This window comes from Pedobacter aquatilis, assembly GCF_032678425.1.
In the GTDB taxonomy this organism is placed as follows: domain Bacteria; phylum Bacteroidota; class Bacteroidia; order Sphingobacteriales; family Sphingobacteriaceae; genus Pedobacter; species Pedobacter aquatilis_B.
The window spans coordinates 459,072-479,408 of record NZ_JAVTSG010000003.1 but is presented as its reverse complement, the minus strand read 5'-3'; the positions used below and the strand labels follow the sequence as shown (position 1 = coordinate 479,408).

Below are 20,337 nucleotides of genomic sequence, written 5' to 3'. Positions count from 1 at the left end.
CAAGCCATCCCAACAAGATGGCTTGCTTTTTTAAAGAAATATAATGAATAGAAGATCGTTTATTCAAAAATCAGCCCTATTAGGTACAACACTATTTGTTAGCCTTAAATCATTCCCGTTTTCGTCAACATCCTTAGAAAATAAAATTTCGGGTAAAATAACAAGCAAGGGAAAAGGAATTGCCGGAGTTGTAGTTTCTGATGGCTTTAATGTTGTGCAAAGTGATAAATCTGGGAAGTATATAATTGATATTAATCCTTTGGCAAAATTTGTTTGGATTAGCACGCCATCTGGCTACGAATTTAAGACCGAAAGCCATATTGCAAAATATTATGAAAGTGCAGTTGGTAAAACCGATTTAAACTTTGAGCTAAATCCTCTTAAACTAAAAGATGATAAACACAACTTCATCATCTGGGCTGATCCGCAGGTTAAAAACAAAAAAGACGTAGCGCAAATGATGGAAACTTCTGTGCCAGATACCATCAAAACTATCAAATCAATGAAACCGAAAATACCTGTACACGGCATTACCGTTGGCGATATTGTTTGGGATAACCACGAACTTTTTGCTGATTACAATACTGCTATTGCAAAAATGGGTATTCCGTTTTTTCAGGCTTTAGGCAATCATGATATGGATTATAGAATGGGCGGAGATGAAACATCAGATAAGACATTTCAGGAGCATTATGGCCCGACATATTATTCGTTTAATAGGGGAAAGGCGCACTATGTTGTATTAGATGATGTTCGTTATTTAGGTACTGAACGTAACTACGATGGATATATCAATCAGCAGCAATTAGATTGGCTTGCCAAAGATTTAAAATATATTGCAAAAGATGCATTATTGATTATCAATCTTCATATTCCGGTACATAATGCGGTAAAGAACAACATAGATTTTTATGCCGTTTTAAATGGTTTTACGAATGTTCACATCATGTCTGGGCATACGCATTACAATAGAAATGTAATTACCAACGGTATTTTTGAGCATAATCATGGTGCAGTTTGTGGCGCCTGGTGGACAGGGCCAATCTGTGAAGATGGAACACCAAGAGGTTACGGTGTTTATGAAGTTGACGGAACAAATTTAAAATGGTATTATCAACCAACAGGGTTAAGCAAAAAAGATCAAGTTCATATTTATGTTGACGATTTAACGAATCAAAAACGATTAATTGCTAACGTTTGGAATTGGGACCCAGAGTGGAAAGTTGAATATTTTGTTGATGGCAAAGCAATGGGTTTATTAGAACAGCAAAAAGGTTACGATCCCTTATCAGTAAGTTTATACAAGGGTGATAAATTGCCTGCCGGAAGGACATTCCCGGAACCAAGTAAAACCGAACATTTGTTTGTAGCACATTTCGAACCTTCAGTAAAAAACATTAAGGTGGTTGCAACAGATCGTTTTGGAGAAAAATTTGAAGCCGAGTATAAAGCTTAATTTATTTCAAAAGATGAAAATTTCAAAAAAAATTAGTGTTGTTTTATTAACAGCAATTTCAATCAGTGCATCGGCGCAAGTTGCCGAATTTCCAAAATTTAGTGCAGAAGCACATCGTGGTGGGAGAGGTTTATGGCCTGAAAATACAATTTTAGCTATGAAAAATGCTATGAAAATTGATGGCATAACTACTTTAGAAATGGATACACACATTACTAAAGATGGAAAAGTTATCGTAACACACGATGATTATCTAAGTCCGGGTTTTATGCGCACAGCTGATGGGCAGGACATTCCAGCGTCAGACTCTAAAAAATATCCTGTTTTCCAAATGGATTACAAAGAAGTAAAAGCTTTTGATTTAGGTTCTAAAGATTTGCAAGGTTTCCCGAATCAGCAAAAAATTAAATCTTATATTCCTTTGTTATCAGATTTAATTGATGCTGTTCAAAAAGATATAAAAGCTAATAAGAGACAACAGTTTTTCTATAATATAGAAACTAAATGTAGTGCCGCAGGCGATGGAATTACAAATCCAAAACCTGAGGTATTTGTTAAACTTTTGATGGAAATTATAGAGAAAAAGGGCATTGCTCCATATGTTGTAATTCAATCGTTTGATAAGAGAACAATTCAAATCATTCATGAGAAATATCCAAACGTAAGAACTTCTTTTTTAGTAGCCAATAAGAAAACTTACGAAGAAAATATTGCTGATTTAGGTTATAAACCATTTATTTTAAGTCCCGTTTGGCAAATGGTAAATGAAGATTTAGTTAAAAAAGCTCACGCAGATAATGTAAAAGTTATCCCTTGGACCGCTAATACAGTTGCAGATATGAAAGGTTTAAGAGCACTTGATGTTGATGGCATCATCTCGGATTATCCAGATTTACTAATTCAATCGAAATAAAATATGAAAACAATTTTCTATAAAATCTTAATCTCTTCAATACTTTTTAATGTTTTCATTTTAGGTAATTTATATGCTCAAACCATAACTTGGGACAGCACTTATCGACCAGGAAAGTATGTAGAATTGGTTTCAAAATTTAAAGGTGAACCGAAATCAAAGACAGATTATATTTTTTTAGGAAATAGCATAACGGCAGGCACTGATTGGTCTAAATTATTAAATCTGCCGCAGGCAAAAAATAGAGGTATTTCTGGTGATATAACTTTTGGCGTTTTAGAAAGATTGCAAGAAGTTATTGATGGCAAACCTGCTAAAGTTTTTATACTTATCGGCATTAATGATGTATCCAGGAATATTCCTGACAGCATAATTCTCAAGAATTACAAATCCATTATTGCAAGAATTAGAAAAGGATCTAAAAAAACACAAATTTATTTTAATACGCTTTTGCCTGTAAACAGTTCATTCGAGCGTTTCAAAAATCATTATGGTAAGGATGAACATATTCTTTGGCTTAACAGCGAGATAAAAAAACTTGTAGCAAAAAATGTTACTATAATTGATTTATACGCTCAATTTATTGATAAGGATAATCATCTTCGTGCTGAACTTACAAAAGATGGTCTTCATCTCATACCAGAAGGTTATAAAGTTTGGGCCTATTTTTTAAACTCAACCGGATATTTAAAATAAAACCTTAAGCCATAAAAAAGGCGTTCCAAATATTTGAAACGCCTTTTTTATTAAAATTTATTTTAGCCTTGAGCTGGTGGATTTGAAACAACAGGCGCTTTATCTTTTCTACCTTTTCCCAATCCCTTTCTCATCTTTTCACCTTTTTCTTTTGCTTCAGCTCTGAAAGCATCCATTTTAGTCTTTTGGTCTGCTGTTAAAACATTATCCAATTGAGCCTTAGAAGCTTCCATATCTGCTTTTCTAGATTTCATTTTATCTTTCATTGCAGATTTATCTTCTGTTCTGAAAACATCCATTTTCTTAGCTCTATCTAATTCAATAGCATAAACCTTTGTTTTTTGGTCAGCTGTTAAACTAAGTTTTTTATCCATTGCATTTGTAGCACGCTCAGCTCTTTGCTCAACGGTAAGGTTTTGCATTGGTCTTCTTGCTCTTCTTGTCGAATCTTGTGCGAAAACTGCAGTAACACCCATCACTGCAATTGCCATTGTTAAAATTAGTTTTTTCATGTTTATGTGTTTTCTCTAATAGATACGAAAACACTAAAACGGTTTAATCGCCAATTGTTAAATTTTGTTAATTCTTATTTAGCTGCGAAATAGATTTCTGCATCTGTGCCATCATCTGCGTTAAAGTTTCCATAGTTGGGTCTGGTGCAGGTTCTGGTAATGAAGTAGATATATATGCTTTTGCACTCCAAATCTCCAAAATATCATCGGCAGATATGGTATAAGCATCATAAACCTTGTTATCAGAAACTAATTTTAAGTCTTTATTTTCTCTAAAGCGATTGCCTGCACGTTTGTAAACTACGCCTTCATTTTTACTAATGATGATGTATGTTTCACCAGTTTTAACCTCGTTCCAGTTATCTAGATATTCACCGATAATTACGCTTCCCGGTTGAACTGGCAACATACTATCGCCCATAATTTCAAAAGCACGAAAAGTTCCTTGTCTTAATGCCGGAATAGGTAGCTGAAACTTAGGTAAATCACTTATATATTGCGGATCAGAAAAGCCATTTAAGTAGCCTGCACTAGCCTTAACCGGAACAAGCTCAATATTCTCTCTGTCGTTTGCATCAACGGAAATACTTAAAACACGCAGATTCGAACCCTGACTTTTCGGTTTAGGTTTCCAACTATCAGATATTTTTTCGTTGATAAATTCATCTATGGTTAAATCAAAATACTCTGCTATTTTTTTTAGTAAGTCGTATTTTGGTTCAGCACGATCCTCTTCATAAGCACCAATAAGCGATCTTTTAATTTCCATAATATCAGCAAATTGCTGCTGCGTATGGCCTTTCTTCTTCCTTAGGTACTTTAAGTTATTTGAAATATTCGACATAAAAATAAATTTTAAAATAAATTTGGAATTACTAAAATAGTTAGTAATTTTATGCTCATAAAGTTAGTAATATTATTTTGATTTGCAAGAGGGTATACTAAATAGTTTAGTTTTAATTTTAAATACGTTATTATGAAAAAGTTTGTTTACATCGTTACCGACAGAAATCGTACTAGTATGCATGTTGGCATGAGTTCTGATTTGATTAAAACATTAGATTTTTATAAACAAATGCCGAACTTATTTTTTGATAATGGAAAGCAATTAACACGTTTGGTATATTTTGAAGAATTTAAAACTGAAGAACAGGCTTTGAGTAGATTTAAGTTAGTGAGTAGATTTACTCGTGTACAAAAGGAGCGTTTGGTACGTTCTTGTAATCCAGATTGGATTGACTTAACAATTGGCTTAGATTTCGAAAATATTGTTATGCACAGAAATGTCACTAACCAAGTGAAGTTATCATTCACAAGTTTATCTTAATATAGATTTGCATAAAAAAAGGGATTGAGTTAGTTTACGCAATCCCTTTCTGAAATTATTACTTTATTTAATTACCAACCTGGTGCAAAGGTTAAACCAAAAACACCTGTTTTAACATCTTTTCTTTGGAAGGGAATTGCGTAGTAAGGTTCCAATACGAAATATCCAAAAACATTTACTCTTAACGATAAACCAACGCTCATAACCGGAACACGTTCCGTTGTAGCCTGGTAAGTTCCGGTTTGTGTACCATCTGCACCGATAATTGGCGTGGTAACATACGTTGGTTCGTTTTTAAAAGCAACTTTCGTATCATTAGTCCAAGCAACACCTGCATCAAAGAATAAATTTAAATCAGAGAACAAAAACTTAGATGGTATTGCAGATAGTTTTTTAGGACCTGTAAATGGTAATCTAACTTCAAAGTTAAATACTGCCATTTTGCTTCCACTTAATTGATTTATATCGAAAGATTGATCAGCTCTTTGGGTAGTTGATTTATAAATTGAGTTTGATTCGTAGCCTCTAATCAGGTAAGGATAGCCTAAAAATAGTGGATACAATCTGTCAGCATCTTTACCTATTCTTAGCATATTATAACTTCTAACGGCTAAGGTAATAGGTTTTAATCTCCAATATTTTCTTAAATCTACGGTTGTACCAGCAAAACTATAGGTGCCAAGATATTTTTCTGCACTAACTCTGTATCTGAAACCATCCAATGGCGCCGCTAAGCCAAAAATTGAATTGTCGCCAACAAAGCCAGCATTTAATTGATATAGTGTAAATGAATTAAATGGCACTCCATAATCTTGCGTTGCCTGCTCATTTGAAACTCTACTTCTGTCTGAGCCCACATAATATCCAGCATTATTGTAATAGTTGCTATATCTGTCGATTCTGTAACTATAATGAGAAAATGCTCCTCCAAGCTCAAATCGGTGGATTTTACTAAATGGATAAGCACCAAAAATCTGAACCTGGTCTTCAAAAGTTCTAATGATATCTGTACGTTGATTAATTACATCAATCGTTCCACTACCTGAAGGAAGTCTTTCGTTTGCATAGGAATTAAATCCCGAAACGTAAGGAATGTGTGATAAAGCAACACCCCAATTTATTCTGCTTTTTTGGTTGATGTATCCAACTAAACCGCCGAAATCATAAATCTCTCCATTTACGGATAGGTTTCCGATAATTTGATTTGTACCCAAAATATCACTGAACATACCCACTATACCGCCTTGTACACCCGTTCCAAATCTACTCGTAGAAACACCAACACCACTATTAGCTAAATAATCTAATCTAAATTTTGGACGATATGGAACAACTCGCATTGAATCAGCAACTATCTTCTCAAACCTATCAAAATTTATCAAATTGGAATTGATGATGTTTACCCCTACATTTTCCATTGGCGGTAAAACTGCTGCATCAAAATTTTCGTCCTGATTATTTATCCTTTTAGGTTTAAAACTATTTAGGTTTGCATTATATAAAGTGTAACGTTGATAGCGATAATAGCTGTAAACGATATCATTGGTTTGTGAAACAGAAATTGCCGGAGAAAATTCGGTAATACCACTAATTCCCGTGAAATAATCTGTTAATTGGTCTACAGTATTATCTGTAAAACTATATTTATAAAGATTTCTGAAACCATCTCGGTTCGATAGAAAATAAACACTTTTACTATCTGGGGAGAATTGTGCATTCAAATTATTCGCACCCGCGAAAACATCAAGGTTGCTAATAGTTTTTGCAGCAATATCGTAAACTGCTAAGTTTATTGGATGTACTGCCGTTATATTATTACTTTGGATTGCTGCTCTATCAGATGAGAAAACTAACTTACTGCCGTCAGGAGCATAACTTGGGGCATAATCTGAATAAACATCGTTCGTTAGTTGGGTTACTTTTTTAGTATCTAAATTATAAGAAAAAATATCACTTTGGCCTTCTACCATACCTGAAAAAGCAATATCTTTTCCATTTGGCGACCAGGTTAAGTTACCGAATTGACTAACGTCACCCATTTCGGTTTCTAATACAGTATTGCCATTATTCACGTTAATAATTAGCATTCGGTTTTTGCCTTTACTAAAAATACTAAAAGCAAATTGTTTGCTATCTGGCGACCAAGCTCCAGCCGATTCTATAAAGTTAAAATCATCAATGTGTCCGTTCGAAATTTGGCTAGTTAGTTTTCTGATAATTCTACCTGTTTTAGCATCAGCTAAAAATAAATCAATTCCGAACAAATCCTTTTCAGACATGAAAGCCACAAATTTTCCATCAGGACTTAGGGCAGGAGCAACGTTCATATTTCCTGCATTTTTATTGTCTAAAATTTTTGTTCCGGTAATTTTAATTTGTGAGCTATCTGCTTTAAGCATTGGTTTGTAATGCTCATCAATTGAGTTTTTCCATAAACCAGAGAGTGTTTTATCATCGTAACCAAATGTATACCTGATGGCATTTTCATAGCCATATTTTGCAGTATTCTTAAACAATGGAACAATCGTTGTATCGCCATATTGCGAACCAATATAAGTCCAAAATGCCTGACCGTAACGATATGGGAAATATTTGTTAGAGTTCGTTAGGTCTTTTAATGAAGGAATATCGCGGTTTAGCATTGCGTCACGCATCCACATCGATGTAAAAGCATCTTTTTTTCCGATGGATAAATATTCGGCCATGCCTTCAACCATCCACAATGGTGTTTGCCCAACGTTCTCTAAACTAATGGAATCTTTCTCTAATAAAACGTGGTACTGAAATGCGTGAACCAACTCATGACCTAAAACATGTCTGGTTTGATTATTAAGCTCCATAACAGGCATAATTACCCGGTTCTTAAATGCCTCGGTAACACCACCCGTACCTATACCAATTTCACCGTTGAGTGCCGTAGTCTGCTGGAAATCAGGGTGATTATTATAAAGTATAATTGGATTTTTCTTTAAAAAAGTATCTCTAAATACTTCTTGATGCATTTTATACCAAGTTTCGGCATCTTGAGTAAACTTTTTTAAGAGATTATCATTTTTTATGTAATAGTAGATTTCGAAATGTGGTGTTTGCAAAACCTTAAAATCTAACTTTTTATACCTCACTTTGTTTTGTCCGAAATACTGCGCCTGAGCAGTGAATACAGCAAAAAATAGGAGCAAAGCTGGTATAAATCGCCTTAATAAAGTAGAGGTTTTTTTCATACGTTTGGTATTATTATTTCAGTTTTTTGTATGTAACTGATGATAAACTAAGAATGAAATAAAAATAGTGATTGTTTAAATCACTATTCAAATTTTAACATTTTTTAAAAGATTGGTTAATTATTGCCATTTTTTCGTTTTTCCCGCTCTTCTTGTCGTTGCTTTCTCTTAAGTTCTCGTTCTTCTTTTTTAGTAAGCGGCACAACGGTTGCAGGCTGATTTTGAACAGGTTCAGGCTTTTTTTCTTCTTTTTTAACTTCTGTTTCCGCAGGCGTAGTTGCTGGTGCTGTTTCAGGCACAACTGTTTCTTCAACTGTAGTAGAATCTACGGCAACACTATCTGTAGAAGTAGTATCCTGTACAATTCTCGGGCTTGGGCAATTGTAAGTTCTCGTAATATCTACCGTTGCCTTTGGAAATTGACCATACGTATAACCAGAATTAGGGTCTAGATAAACCTTTTCCATAAATTTGGCAAAAATTGGTAAGGCAGTTCTAGAACCTTCACCTTGTTCGCCATTTTTAAAGTGGGCGGTTCTTTCATCGCAACCAACCCAAACACCAGTTACTAAGTCTTTTGTCAAGCCCATGTACCAAGCATCTACATAATCTGATGAAGTTCCTGTTTTACCGCCAATTTGATTATTTTTTCTGAATAAATCAGGCCATTCCCAAAGTGCCTGGGAAGTTCCTCTTGGTTCTTCCATACCACCACGAAACATATAAGTCATTAACCAGGCAATTTCTTCGGTCAGAACTCTTTTTGTTTTAGGTTTAAATTCATCAATAACATTATCATCCTGGTCGGTAATTTTCTCTACCAAAATTGGGTCGGTTTTAACACCATTGTTCATAAATGTTGCATAAGCTTTAACCATTTCGTAAACGGTAACATCGTTAGAACCTAAACTCACTGAAGGAACAGATTCCAAATGGCTATCAATACCACATTCATGCGCCCATTTAACCACATTATCCCAGCCAACTTTTTCTGTAACCTGAGCTGTAATTGTGTTGACCGAACGAGCCATTGCCCAACGTAAACTCATTTCCTGATAGGTTACGCTATAATCAGCATTTTTAGGTTCCCAGTATTTTGTTTCGCCCTTATCCTGGTAAGCAATTTTTACTGGCTTATCTGTGAATTTATCGCAAGGGCTCATGCCTTGTTCTAACGCGGTTAAGTATGCAAACGGTTTAAATGTTGAACCTGCCTGGCGTTTAGCTTGATTTACGTGGTCGTATTTAAAGAATTTATGATCAATACCACCAACCCAAACTTTAATTTTTCCGCTTGATGGTTCCATGGTCATCATTCCCGTATTCATTATTTTGCCATAATAACGGATGGAATCTAATGTAGAAAACATGGTATCCCTATCACCTTTATAAGTGAAGATTTGCATCTTCTTCTTTTTGTTGAAGTAGGAGGTAACCGAATCCGGATTATTTGGGAATTTCTTCTTAAGCAAACCATAAATCGGCAGATTTTTCATTGCTCTATCTGGATAATCAACTTTGTTTTTCTCAGAATCATACCATGGGTCTTCATTTCCCCAAACACTGTAAAACCTACGCTGCAAAATTCGCATTTGGTCTTGCACAGCCTCTTCGGCATACTTTTGAAGTTTGGAATCGATTGTTGTGTAAATTTTCAAGCCATCTTCATACAAATCATAACCATTATCTTTACACCACTTTTCCAAATGTTTTGCAACAGCAGCTCGCAAATAAGAATCGCCATCGCTACCATCTTCCATCTTACCTTCCTTAAGTTTAATGGGCTCTTTTGAAAGCTGTGTTAAACTATCTTTACTTAAAAACTTGTACTTATTCATTTGGCTTAAAACTGTATTTCTACGTTCTAAAGCCCTTTCCGGATTTTTAATTGGGTTGTAATAAGTTGTACCTTTTAACATGCCTACAAGCATGGCTGCATCATTTGTAGATAGTTCCCTGGTTTCTTTATCAAAGTAAATTCTACTTGCTGTTTTAATTCCATAAGCATTATTTCCAAATGAAACGGTATTCAGATACATGGTAATAATATCTTGTTTGGAGTAGTTTGATTCCAGTTTTACGGCTGTCATCCACTCTTTTAACTTAAAAATCAAGGTTCTAACCAAAGGGATTTTGTTTAAAACACCCTGAGATTTATTATAGCGTGTGCGATAAAGGTTTTTAGCCAACTGCTGTGTAATTGTACTTGCACCACCTTCTTTACCAAAACCTACAACAGCCCTTCCAACGGCCTGTGCATCAATTCCCCAATGCTTATAAAATCTTACGTCTTCAGTAGCAACGAGCGCATTTAGCACACTTGGCGATATCTCATTATAATTTACTGGCGTTCTGTTTTCTTTGAAATATCTGCCAATCAATTTCCCATCGGCGGTATACAATTCAGAACCGACACGTAAAGTTGGTATTTTAATATCGTGGTAGCTTGGAGAATAGCCAAACAGCCACAAAAAATTAAGCTGAAGTGCCGAAAAGAAAATAATTATAAAAAAAACAAAAATTGAGGTATAGCGTAAGTACTTGTTTTTTATCTCTTTAAACATATAGTGTAAGATGTTGAGTAGGTAAAGGCAATAGGGATAAATATAAAAAAAACTCTAAATACAAATTAACGTATTTAATTTACTTATTTTTTAGTCTATATTTAAATAAATCACATTAGAAATTAAAGCTTCACATAGAATGAAAAACGAATTTAAAAGCCTAATTGTACAAGGCGATAAAAAGTTTTCGCTAAAAAATGTAAAAACCGATTATACTGGCGGATATAATAAAGAGAAAGCGAAGGATGCACTTGTTAAATCTAAAATTGAAGTTAGCCAGTTACAAGAAAAATTGTACGCCTCGGGTACACATTCGCTTTTAATTATTTTTCAGGCGATGGATGCTGCCGGTAAAGATAGTGCAATTGAACATGTTATGAGTGGATTGAATCCTCAAGGTTGCCAGGTTTTTAGTTTTAAGGTGCCAACATCAGAAGAGTATGAGCATGATTTTTTATGGCGACATTATAAAGCATTACCAGAAAGAGGTAGAATTGGCATTCATAATCGTTCTCATTATGAAAATGTATTGGTTTGTAAAGTGCACCCTAATTATGTTTTAAGTGAAAACATACCCGGTTATGCTGATGTAAAGAAAATTAATAAGGATTTTTGGGCGCAGCGATATAAAAGCATCAGAAATTTTGAAGAACACCTAACCGCAAATGGAACGGTTATTTTAAAATTCTTTTTAAATGTGGGTAAAGATGAACAAAAACAACGTTTTTTGGATAGGATAGAAGACCCAACTAAAAACTGGAAATTTTCATCGGGAGATATTAAAGAACGGGCTTTGTGGAACGATTACATGAAAGCTTACGAGGACGCAATTAACGAAACGGCAACAAAAGATGTGCCTTGGCATGTGATTCCGGCTGATAAGAAATGGTTCGCCAGATTGGCAATTAGTGAAATTATTGAAGATAAACTGAAAAGTTTAAACATAAAGTTTCCGGTTTTGGATGAAATTGAACAAGGTAAATTATTAGAAACTAAAACTGCCTTGCTTGCTGAAGATACCAAATAAGAAAAAGCCCCGAAATTTTCGGGGCTTTTTGTGTAAATTAATTTACAACCGGAAATGCAGAAATTCTTAATCTGGCTCCGCCCATCGGTACCAGCGTAAGTTCTTGTTCATTCTCACTGCTTTTTAAAGGGCTTTTTGGTAATATATCAACCAAACCATACTGGTCTATTTTCCATTCTGGAATGCGTTTACCTTTTGCCTTAATTTCTATAGGCGCATTTGCATTTGTAAATGGATTATTATCTTTTGGCCATGTTTTTTTGATAACCGAAAATGATTTATCAATATTATTTTTGTCAACTACTAAGCCATAATTCCAATCTGTTTTTGGGTGAATTTCGTACGATGGCCATTTCTTTGGGTCCGCTCCATTTTGCCACCTAGAATCTCCAATTGCAGTTTCTTTACTATCTTTTTGAAGATAATTTTCATCAATTTTTAAAGAATAAGTAAGTGGACCATAATTTAAGCTTACACTATTTTTATTTTTCTCCCATTCTCGTAATTGTAAATCCATTGGAAGTTGTAAAGCGATTTTATCACCATTTTTCCATAAGTTTTCTAGTTTAATGTATGCTCCGCTTTTTGCATCAATATTAATAGCCTTACCATTTACCTTAACTATTGGATTTTTACACCAAGCCGGAATTCTCAAATACAATGGAAATGAAACAGGTTTTGCTGTTGCAAGCTCTATATTAACCATATCTTCAAATGGATATTTTGTGATTTGGTTCAATGTAACATCAACACCATTTCCAACTTTTACCTTTACTGATGATTCAGTATATAGTTGCGCTGCAATGCCATTATCCGGAGTTGCCATCCAAGCATTTTCAGCGTAATAAACCCAGCCTGCAGCATGATTATGTTGGCAACAACGACTGCTAAAAGGATTCATCATTAAAAATGGACCAGTGTTATCAATACCCGGATGATGATTTTTTGCATCGCTGATAACCATATTTGGAGCAGTTAGATATCTTAAAGCTTTATAATCTGGCGTAAAAGCAGCCGAAAACGTGTTGAAAGCAATATCTTCACAATTTTCTGCCCAATAGGTATCACCAGTCATGGCAAGCATCATTTGGTCTGAAGTCATTTGCTCTACCATTCCACAAGTTTCCACCGCTTGGCGAGGGTCGTCATAACCCTTTCTCGAATTTTCATCTCCACCAAACATTCCACCAGGAACCTGACCATAAATTTCTCTTATAAGCTTTTGATTATTATAGCTTGCGTCTAAATCAGATTTATTATGACTTTGCAAATAATAGGTTGCCGGTTCGCGAAAACATTGCGCAATATTAACATTGTGCCAGTTGGGTAGATTATTATTTTGCCTCCAATCTGATGTATTTTTATCAATTTTAGTAGCTAAGTCAAGCAAAAATTTATCGCCAGTATGGTTGTAAAGCCAATAAATGCTTATAATGTTGTCGCCACCACGGCTTTTTTCCCAATAATCTTCTAATAACTTATCATCAGGAATTGATAACTGCCATTTAAAATATTTAGTCATTATGGTAATTACCCTTTTATCGCCAGTAAATTCATAGTAAGATTGTAAACACCAAAGCATCGGCATGTTTGTCCACAAATCTCGTTTCCCTTCGCCTTTTTCTACCAACGGACCAAAATCTCCATTTTCACGCTGGTTTTCTATAGCTGCATTTAGCCAGAATTTTGCTTCCGATATCATTTTAGGATCGTTAAGCATGTAGCCAATGTTAGCATAACCTTTTAACCAATATGGAAGTTCTTCCCATCCATATTTCCCTTTTCCATCTTTATGCAACCATGCATTATCTTCTTTTGATAGCCAAATACTAATTTCTCCCAAATTTCCGGTTAAACCATTTTTCTGAAGATTTAAAGCATTTTTAAGCCATCCACCAGGTTTAATACTACCGATTGGCAATTTGATAAAGTGATTTTTTAGCAAAGGGGCTCTGTTATTCTGATACGATTTATTATCCAAAGTATTGTTTGTGTTCGTAACTACAGAAGCTTTTAAACCCTGTGCATTTGCATAAAAACTATTTATTGCTACAAAGAACAAGGATGTAAATAGGATAGATTTTCCGTTCATAAAATCGATTTAGTTAATGGTTAGTGCAATAAAATTATAATTATTATTTAAGTAAATGCACAAATTATTTATAAATGTTACAAGGTATTTTCTTCATAATAGTTTCGAATAAATGAGTACCTTTCATCATCTTATTTTTAATATATCCCCCTATGAAAATTTCTTTAAGTTCATTTTTAACCGTGATTTTCTTTTGCTTAACTCAAAACTCAATGGCACAAACCGATAAAAAAAATTCTCCTGCAATATTAAATCATATAGCTGTTTATGTTTCAGATTTGAAGGCGGCAAGCGATTTTTATGAAAGTCTTTTCAATTTACCCCAAATCCCCGAGCCATTTAAAGATGGTAAACACACTTGGTTTAGCCTAGGTCAGGCTGGTCATTTACACATTATACAGGGTGATGATAGCAAAGCTAATTTTAATAAAAATAACCATTTATGCTTTAGTGTAGCATCCATTGAAGATTTTATTAAAAAAATGAATGAAAAGGGTTTAGCGTTTGAAGATTGGGCTGGTAAAATTGGTGCAATTAACCTACGTGTTGATGGGGTTAAACAAATTTATTTTAAAGATTTAGACGGGCATTGGCTAGAAGTTAATGATGCAAAATAACTTTGTGATAAATACCTGAATTTTTAAACAAATACGGGTTTTTAATGTTGCCAAGAATCAAATCATTATTTTGGCAAATCAACATTTGTTTAGAACTATTTAAGAATGCAAAATGAAATATTTCGCCAGATTGGCGATACCTCTAGAGATATTTATTTTATTTTCAATTTTCAAACCAAAGAAATTGAATACTTGGGCCAAGCTTTTAAGCCCATTTTCGGAATTGATGTAAATCACATCAAAGAAAATCCAATTGGATTAATGGATTTTATTCATCCGGAGGATAAAAATTTGGTGTTAGAATTTTACAGAGAATGCACTGAAGAAGCTGTTAATAGGAAATACGAGTTTAGAATTGTTGATAACGAAAAAACTACAAAATATTTAAGGGTAAGCGTTTATCCGATTAAAGGGGGGAATAACACATTATTAATTACTGGAATTGCCGAGGATGTTAGCGTTGCAAAACACAACAATTTTCACATCGAAAAAATTAATGCCAGAAAAAACACAACATTAGAAATTGTTTCTCACGATTTAAAAGAGCCAATGGCCATGATAAGTTTGGCAGTTTCTGATCTGTTAAAAGATAAACTTTTTGAGGGGCAAGATAGAATTTTAACATCTCTTACTTTTATAAAGGACATGTGCGAACGAAACATTCTGCTCATCAGGAATTTAATAAATCACGAATTTTTAACTTCCTCCGAAGTAGAAATCAGAAAAGAACGAACTGATTTGGTACATGAGGTTAAAGATGTTCTTAGTTTTTACAAAAAAGCTGAGTCAAATCTTTTCAGAAATTTTGAATTTACAAGTGCGCAAGAAAAAATATATGCTGCAATTGATAGCATGAAGCTGATGCAAGTCATTAATAACCTAATATCCAATTCCATAAAATTCACCAAAGTAAATGGCACAATTGGCATTCATATCGAAGATGTTAATGAAAATGTTTTGATTAGTGTTGTTGATAATGGTATCGGAATTCCAAAGCATTTACAGCCTTATATTTTTGATAGATTTAGTATTGCAATGCGTGATGGCCTGAAAGGTGAAGATTCTTGGGGCTTAGGAATGGCCATTGCTAAGGCGATAATTAATTTACATGGCGGGAAAATCTGGGTCGAAAGTATCGAAAATGTCGGTACAAAATTCTTTATTGAAATTCCAAAATAGGGGTAGGTTTATTCATTATTATCGATGTTTTATTCATTGATAAAAAGCATTGTTCATTCACTTTATTCATACCCTCAAAAACGTTAACATTTTATCTATTTTGTGGTTAATCATATAAAGCTTATCAGGATTGGAAGCAATGATTAATTTAGAGGATTGCAGGTTATGCTAATGTAGCCTGCAATTTTTTTCTCATAAAACATGCCCTGATTAATCATATGCTGCAGTTTTGATGTTTTAAAAATCTAAGATATCATGATAGAAGTTAATCACAACACATCCTCACATGAATTGGATAACATCCAAGAGGGAGATCAGATTTGCTATAAACATGGCAAGTTTGGATTAGTAGAAAAAATACAGGTTATTCTTTCTAAAGGCAGAAAAAAATATTTTTATAAACTTAAAAACGATAAGATACTTTTCATAATGAGGTAGTATAGTTTAGCAACAACAAAGCCCCGAAAATTTCGGGGCTTTGTTGTTTTTGGTTCAATTTGTTTTGTTGTTATGAGGTGCCTGCCCTACACGGATATCCCGCTCACAGGACTTATTTTCTGCTTTTTTCTTGATAACAAGTTAGCAATTGAAAGGTTTCATTTTATAAAATAATTATAAACAAAAGCAGAAAAATGTTGATAACTCAAAGCAATTAAGAATTTGATGTTTTTCAAATTAAATTGTCAAAATAGAAGTCTTTATAATCACTAACCATTTTTAGCACATTTGGGTATTTTGCAAAATCTTCAGCTCGATGAGCAGTAGTTAAAACAATACAATTCATGCCTGCATTTAGCGCAGCTTCAACACCTTTGGGCGCATCTTCAAAAACTAAGCAATCTTGAGGATTTACATTTAGCAATTCTGCACATTTTAAAAATGTTTCTGGATGTGGTTTACTCTCTACGACGTCGTTGGCGCTTGCAATGGCACTAAAATAATTACGAATATTTAAACCATCTAACACAAAATCTATATTAAAAGGTATTGCAGCAGAACCTATAGCCATAGGAATTTGAGCTACCTTAGCTCTGTTCAAAAGAATATTTAATCCATCAATTAGTCGCAAATCTGCCAGATAATCCTCTTGATAAATTTTCTCCTTTTTTATGGATATATCATCCATTTGCTGTTGGGTAAAATGCCCTTTACCAAAAACACGTTGTAATAACTCATCATTTTTACCATACATTTGTTTTTTAACATCAGAATAAGAAATGTTTGCATTCAAATCGTCATTCAAGATTGTGTGCCAGGCTCTGTTATGATATTCCATATCGTCTATCATCGTACCATTTAAATCAAAAAGAAGGGCTTTAGGTCTAAAAATCATTTTTTAATAATTAAGCATTAAAGATAAAAAATACATAAAACCTTTTTAATTTAAATTTTAACTATTAAATTAGTTATAGTATTCGGAATCATCTACAAATCTTTTATGAAATATTTAAGCATTGTTCTTTCTATATTTTGTGTAATCATAATTATGTTTTGGAGGTCTAATTCTAAAAACGTTAGGGTAAATGAAAAAACAAAGTCCTTAAATAATGCTATCCAATGGCAAGATAGTTTAATGCGACATTTGCCGAAAAACTTAGATACAACAATTATTGTTCATGACGCGAATGAAACACCTTTGATGTTTTATCAATATATTAAACTTGTTTTTAATAATGAAGCAACGATTTATCTTGAAAAGGGTAGATGGAAGTTGCAAAGGTTTACCAAAGCTGCGCTTGATTCTTTAGAAAGAGATGATTTTGCAATAGCAAGGGTTGACAGATATTCTGCATATAGAAACCCGGACACTTCAAAGTCTTATCAAGACAAACTTATAAATATTGCCAATAGATTGAATATGGCAGATTACATTTTAGTAGTTAAACACGAGCGAAAGATGTATGTACAAAGGAAAGGTATTAATTTGCTAGAATTTAACATTAGTTTAGGAGGAAAACCATTTGGAAAAAAGGAATATGAAGGAGATAGAAAAACACCTGAAGGAATTTATCATCTTGATTTGAAATATAATAGACCAGATAAATTTTACAAAAGCTTTATGCTTTCCTATCCCAACTTGGCAGATAAAGAGAGAGCTGCTAAATTGGGCTTAAAACCTGGTTCTGGAATTATGATTCACGGAACATACCCTGAAAGAAGAAATGCTAAAGATTGGACAAACGGTTGTATTGCTTTAACTAACAAAGAAATGGATACGTTGTTTAATCACGTGTTGGATGGGACGAAAATAGAGATAAAAAAATAGCGGGTTATTCACCCGCTGTTTCTTTTGCATATGTTTTAAGGTATTTTTTGAGCATTTCTCTTGCTACAAATATTCTTGTTTTTACAGTACCCAAGGGTATTTGTAACATATCTGCAATTTCGTGGTATTTATAACCTTCAAAATATTTGATAAATGGAGTATGGTAAGCTTCTGGTAATGAGGCTAAAGCTTTGCCGATATCGCCAACTACAAATTTCCCAACGGCATCATTTTTTGTAGAACTGTGCATTAAGCTCGATGATGAAATTTCATCAGTTTGAGTGATTAATGTTCTAGTTTTTGAAATTTTTCTGTAGTTATTGATAAATGTATTTCTCATAATCACAAATAACCATCCTTTAATATTAGTGCCTTCCTGAAAGTTTTTATAAAATCTAATTGCTTTTAGTAAAGTATCTTGAACAAGATCATTAGCGTCTTCAACATCATTGGTAAATTTTAATGCATGCAACCTTAAAGAAACTGCATGAGCATTAATAACATGGTTAAACTCAAGTGTTGTCATAATATTTAGTTTTAGGTATGTACTTTATAGTTGGCAAAACATATACCACATAAAATAATTAAATCTGACCTCAAAATGGATTTAGGCCAAAAAAGCACTCTCGGGGTTGTGATGGCTCTTTCGAAAATTTCACTTAAGATTTATCGAGTATTTATACTGAGTTTTTTAGGTACTTAATCAGCCGCTGCGTTATACTAACAATTAATATATTTTTGATAATTGATTATTTTTGCGGTCGTTTTTTACAAATAGCTAGAAAATTCATAAATTTTTAACGTCTTGTAATTACATCGTCTTAAACAGATTATTTCATATGAATCCGGAAAAAATTAATATTCATGATAAGTGGGAAGAATTTAATGGTTTTTCTCCGTTGATTTCAATTTTTAAAGCATTTCATCCACTAAACAAGAATATTGAGAAAATCATTAATGAAGAAACTTTTCCTGTGATATTCAAAAAGAACAAGTTTATTTCATCGCCTCTACATAGAAATAAGTACATCTTTTTAATTCTTGAAGGCACTGTACGAGGCTTTATGAAGCATGGGAACAAGGAAATCACCACATGGATATCAAAAGAAAATGAACTGGTTGGTACGATTAGAAATCTTTGGGAAGATGAAGCTACGGAAGAATATATTCAGGCCATAGAACCAATTCTGGCTATCGCGATACCACACACAATGTCTAAAGAACTTTACCAGAAATTTCCAATAGCAAATTATGTGGGTAGGAAAATGACCGAAATCTATTATGCGCAAGCATTTGAACGCGGGTATTTGAGCAGATTACAATCTGCCGAACGTAGGTACAAACGTTTTCTTAAATCATATCCTGATTTGATTGAGCGTGTTCCTTTAAAATATATAGCATCTTTTTTAAGTATGCGATTAGAAACACTTTCCAGAATAAGAGCCAAAATTAAAGCTTAACCAACTTCAGTCGGACTTTTCTTAAAGTAAAAGTAGCATAGCGGGAATAGGCAAATTAAACCAAGCAAAAATCCCCCAAGCGTATCCGTAAACCAATGTGCGCCCAGGTAAATTCTTGATGGTGCTATCATAATGATTAAAAAAACTGATAAATAAGTTAGAAAATTTCTAAGGCTTTTTGGAATGGATTTAAGTCTTTGCATTAAAACGATTAAAAAGCCAAAGAAAAGCACATAAGATAAGACATGTCCGCTCGGATAACTTTGAAAGCGATTAACTTCTACCAAGCGAACATAAAAACTGGTTGGTCTTGGCCTATCAATAATATTTTTTATACCTAAGATAATTAAACCCGAGAGTAATGTTAAGCTAACAAAATAGCTTTCTCTTTTATATTTTTTAACGTAAAATATTATTGCAACTAGCACAACAGAAAGTAAAGACCAAGGTAACTCTCCAAAAAAACTCACGGCTAACATAGTTTTATCTAACCAAATTGCCTGGTATTTCTGTACAGCTAATGAAATGTTAATATCGAATTGTAAAATTGGATGTTTTGCAATGAAGAAACTTAGAAAAGTAAAGCTTAAGATTAATATGAAAAGGGCGGCTAAAATTAGTTTACGACTTTTAATCATGATAAGTATTTAAGGAAAATTCAAAACTATAAAATTTATTACAATGCTTTTCCATGTATCAATATTCTTATTATTAAAGATTGTTCATCAAGCAATAATCACTTTCTATCAAGGATTACAATTTGTTTGTATGATTTTCTTTACGCTTTGAATTAGTTTTTCAATCTTAGATACAGATTATAGGAAATCTAAAGCTTAAACAGTCGGCAGGGCTACCTCTTTGTCGACTGTAAAAGCATCTTTATATTACTGCAATTATAAAATTTGAATAATTAACGCTCTCAATTTGAATTTTACCTCCTCAAAATCAATTTTTAAGTTGATATTTTAACATTCTCTAAAAAGATACATCAGTTAAAACAATTATTT

17 protein-coding genes are annotated in these 20,337 nt (G+C 33.4%); 9 read left to right on the top strand and 8 right to left on the bottom strand.

Features of this window, described 5'->3' with window-relative positions; all coding sequences use genetic code 11:
* Nucleotides 1-43: 43 nt before the first annotated feature.
* The 3 genes from R2Q16_RS12095 to R2Q16_RS12085 are packed head-to-tail and all read left to right on the top strand — an operon-like array spanning nt 44 to nt 3,065.
* Nucleotides 44-1,456, top strand: a complete 1,413-nt coding sequence (locus tag R2Q16_RS12095) for a calcineurin-like phosphoesterase family protein (protein ID WP_316737344.1) — start codon at nt 44-46, stop codon at nt 1,454-1,456.
* Nucleotides 1,457-1,469: 13 nt separating this feature from the next.
* Nucleotides 1,470-2,369 (top strand): glycerophosphodiester phosphodiesterase family protein, encoded by a 900-nt coding sequence (locus tag R2Q16_RS12090; protein WP_316737342.1) that lies wholly within the window; start codon nt 1,470-1,472, stop codon nt 2,367-2,369.
* A gap of 3 nt (nt 2,370-2,372) precedes the next feature.
* A complete protein-coding gene (locus R2Q16_RS12085; RefSeq protein ID WP_316737341.1) occupies nt 2,373-3,065 on the top strand; it encodes a GDSL-type esterase/lipase family protein in 693 nt (230 codons plus the stop codon).
* A 62-nt stretch (nt 3,066-3,127) separates the two neighbouring features.
* On the opposite strand, the gene R2Q16_RS12080 is transcribed toward R2Q16_RS12085, so the two are convergent.
* Both R2Q16_RS12080 and R2Q16_RS12075 read right to left on the bottom strand, forming a co-directional pair.
* Nucleotides 3,128-3,577 carry a hypothetical protein gene (locus R2Q16_RS12080; protein ID WP_316737340.1) on the bottom strand — a complete coding sequence of 150 codons (450 nt, stop codon included), beginning with the start codon at nt 3,575-3,577 and terminating at the stop codon, nt 3,128-3,130.
* A gap of 67 nt (nt 3,578-3,644) precedes the next feature.
* Entirely contained in the window at nt 3,645-4,421 is a 777-nt protein-coding gene (locus tag R2Q16_RS12075; RefSeq protein ID WP_316737338.1) for a LexA family transcriptional regulator, read from the bottom strand.
* Nucleotides 4,422-4,553: 132 nt separating this feature from the next.
* On the opposite strand from R2Q16_RS12075, the gene R2Q16_RS12070 reads away from it, so the two are divergent.
* Nucleotides 4,554-4,904: a GIY-YIG nuclease family protein gene (locus R2Q16_RS12070; protein ID WP_316737337.1), complete on the top strand. Its 351-nt coding sequence runs from the start codon at nt 4,554-4,556 to the stop codon at nt 4,902-4,904.
* 71 nt (nt 4,905-4,975) lie between these two features.
* Here the strand turns inward: R2Q16_RS12070 and R2Q16_RS12065 are convergent, their stop codons facing one another.
* Both R2Q16_RS12065 and R2Q16_RS12060 read right to left on the bottom strand, forming a co-directional pair.
* Nucleotides 4,976-8,125 carry a peptidase MA family metallohydrolase gene (locus R2Q16_RS12065; protein WP_316737335.1) on the bottom strand — a complete coding sequence of 1,050 codons (3,150 nt, stop codon included), beginning with the start codon at nt 8,123-8,125 and terminating at the stop codon, nt 4,976-4,978.
* A 116-nt stretch (nt 8,126-8,241) separates the two neighbouring features.
* Nucleotides 8,242-10,689, bottom strand: a complete 2,448-nt coding sequence (locus tag R2Q16_RS12060) for a transglycosylase domain-containing protein (RefSeq protein ID WP_316737334.1) — start codon at nt 10,687-10,689, stop codon at nt 8,242-8,244.
* 139 nt (nt 10,690-10,828) lie between these two features.
* On the opposite strand from R2Q16_RS12060, the gene R2Q16_RS12055 reads away from it, so the two are divergent.
* Nucleotides 10,829-11,716, top strand: coding sequence for a polyphosphate kinase 2 family protein (locus R2Q16_RS12055; protein ID WP_316737333.1), 888 nt, complete (start codon nt 10,829-10,831; stop codon nt 11,714-11,716).
* Between the two features lie 37 nt (nt 11,717-11,753).
* On the opposite strand, the gene R2Q16_RS12050 is transcribed toward R2Q16_RS12055, so the two are convergent.
* Nucleotides 11,754-13,808, bottom strand: coding sequence for a beta-L-arabinofuranosidase domain-containing protein (locus R2Q16_RS12050; protein ID WP_316737332.1), 2,055 nt, complete (start codon nt 13,806-13,808; stop codon nt 11,754-11,756).
* A 152-nt stretch (nt 13,809-13,960) separates the two neighbouring features.
* Between R2Q16_RS12050 and R2Q16_RS12045 the strand changes: the two genes are divergently transcribed.
* Nucleotides 13,961-14,425, top strand: a complete 465-nt coding sequence (locus R2Q16_RS12045; RefSeq protein WP_316737331.1) for a VOC family protein — start codon at nt 13,961-13,963, stop codon at nt 14,423-14,425.
* Nucleotides 14,426-14,530: 105 nt separating this feature from the next.
* A complete protein-coding gene (locus R2Q16_RS12040; protein ID WP_316737329.1) occupies nt 14,531-15,604 on the top strand; it encodes a PAS domain-containing sensor histidine kinase in 1,074 nt (357 codons plus the stop codon).
* A gap of 670 nt (nt 15,605-16,274) precedes the next feature.
* Here R2Q16_RS12040 and R2Q16_RS12035 read toward each other — a convergent pair.
* Nucleotides 16,275-16,937, bottom strand: coding sequence for an HAD family phosphatase (locus tag R2Q16_RS12035; protein WP_316737324.1), 663 nt, complete (start codon nt 16,935-16,937; stop codon nt 16,275-16,277).
* A gap of 105 nt (nt 16,938-17,042) precedes the next feature.
* Between R2Q16_RS12035 and R2Q16_RS12030 the strand changes: the two genes are divergently transcribed.
* Nucleotides 17,043-17,870, top strand: a complete 828-nt coding sequence (locus tag R2Q16_RS12030; protein ID WP_316737323.1) for a murein L,D-transpeptidase family protein — start codon at nt 17,043-17,045, stop codon at nt 17,868-17,870.
* A gap of 4 nt (nt 17,871-17,874) precedes the next feature.
* Here the strand turns inward: R2Q16_RS12030 and R2Q16_RS12025 are convergent, their stop codons facing one another.
* Nucleotides 17,875-18,396: an RNA polymerase sigma factor gene (locus R2Q16_RS12025; protein WP_316737322.1), complete on the bottom strand. Its 522-nt coding sequence runs from the start codon at nt 18,394-18,396 to the stop codon at nt 17,875-17,877.
* Between the two features lie 313 nt (nt 18,397-18,709).
* Here R2Q16_RS12025 and R2Q16_RS12020 point away from each other — a divergent pair, with 313 nt between their 5' ends.
* A complete protein-coding gene (locus R2Q16_RS12020; protein WP_316737321.1) occupies nt 18,710-19,330 on the top strand; it encodes a Crp/Fnr family transcriptional regulator in 621 nt (206 codons plus the stop codon).
* Here the strand turns inward: R2Q16_RS12020 and R2Q16_RS12015 are convergent.
* The gene (locus R2Q16_RS12015) at nt 19,327-19,968 is read right to left on the bottom strand and encodes a phosphatase PAP2 family protein (RefSeq protein WP_316737320.1); all 642 of its coding nucleotides are present in this window, start codon (nt 19,966-19,968) and stop codon (nt 19,327-19,329) included. The two genes, R2Q16_RS12020 and R2Q16_RS12015, sit on opposite strands and share 4 nt — an antisense overlap.
* Nucleotides 19,969-20,337 lie beyond the last annotated feature (369 nt).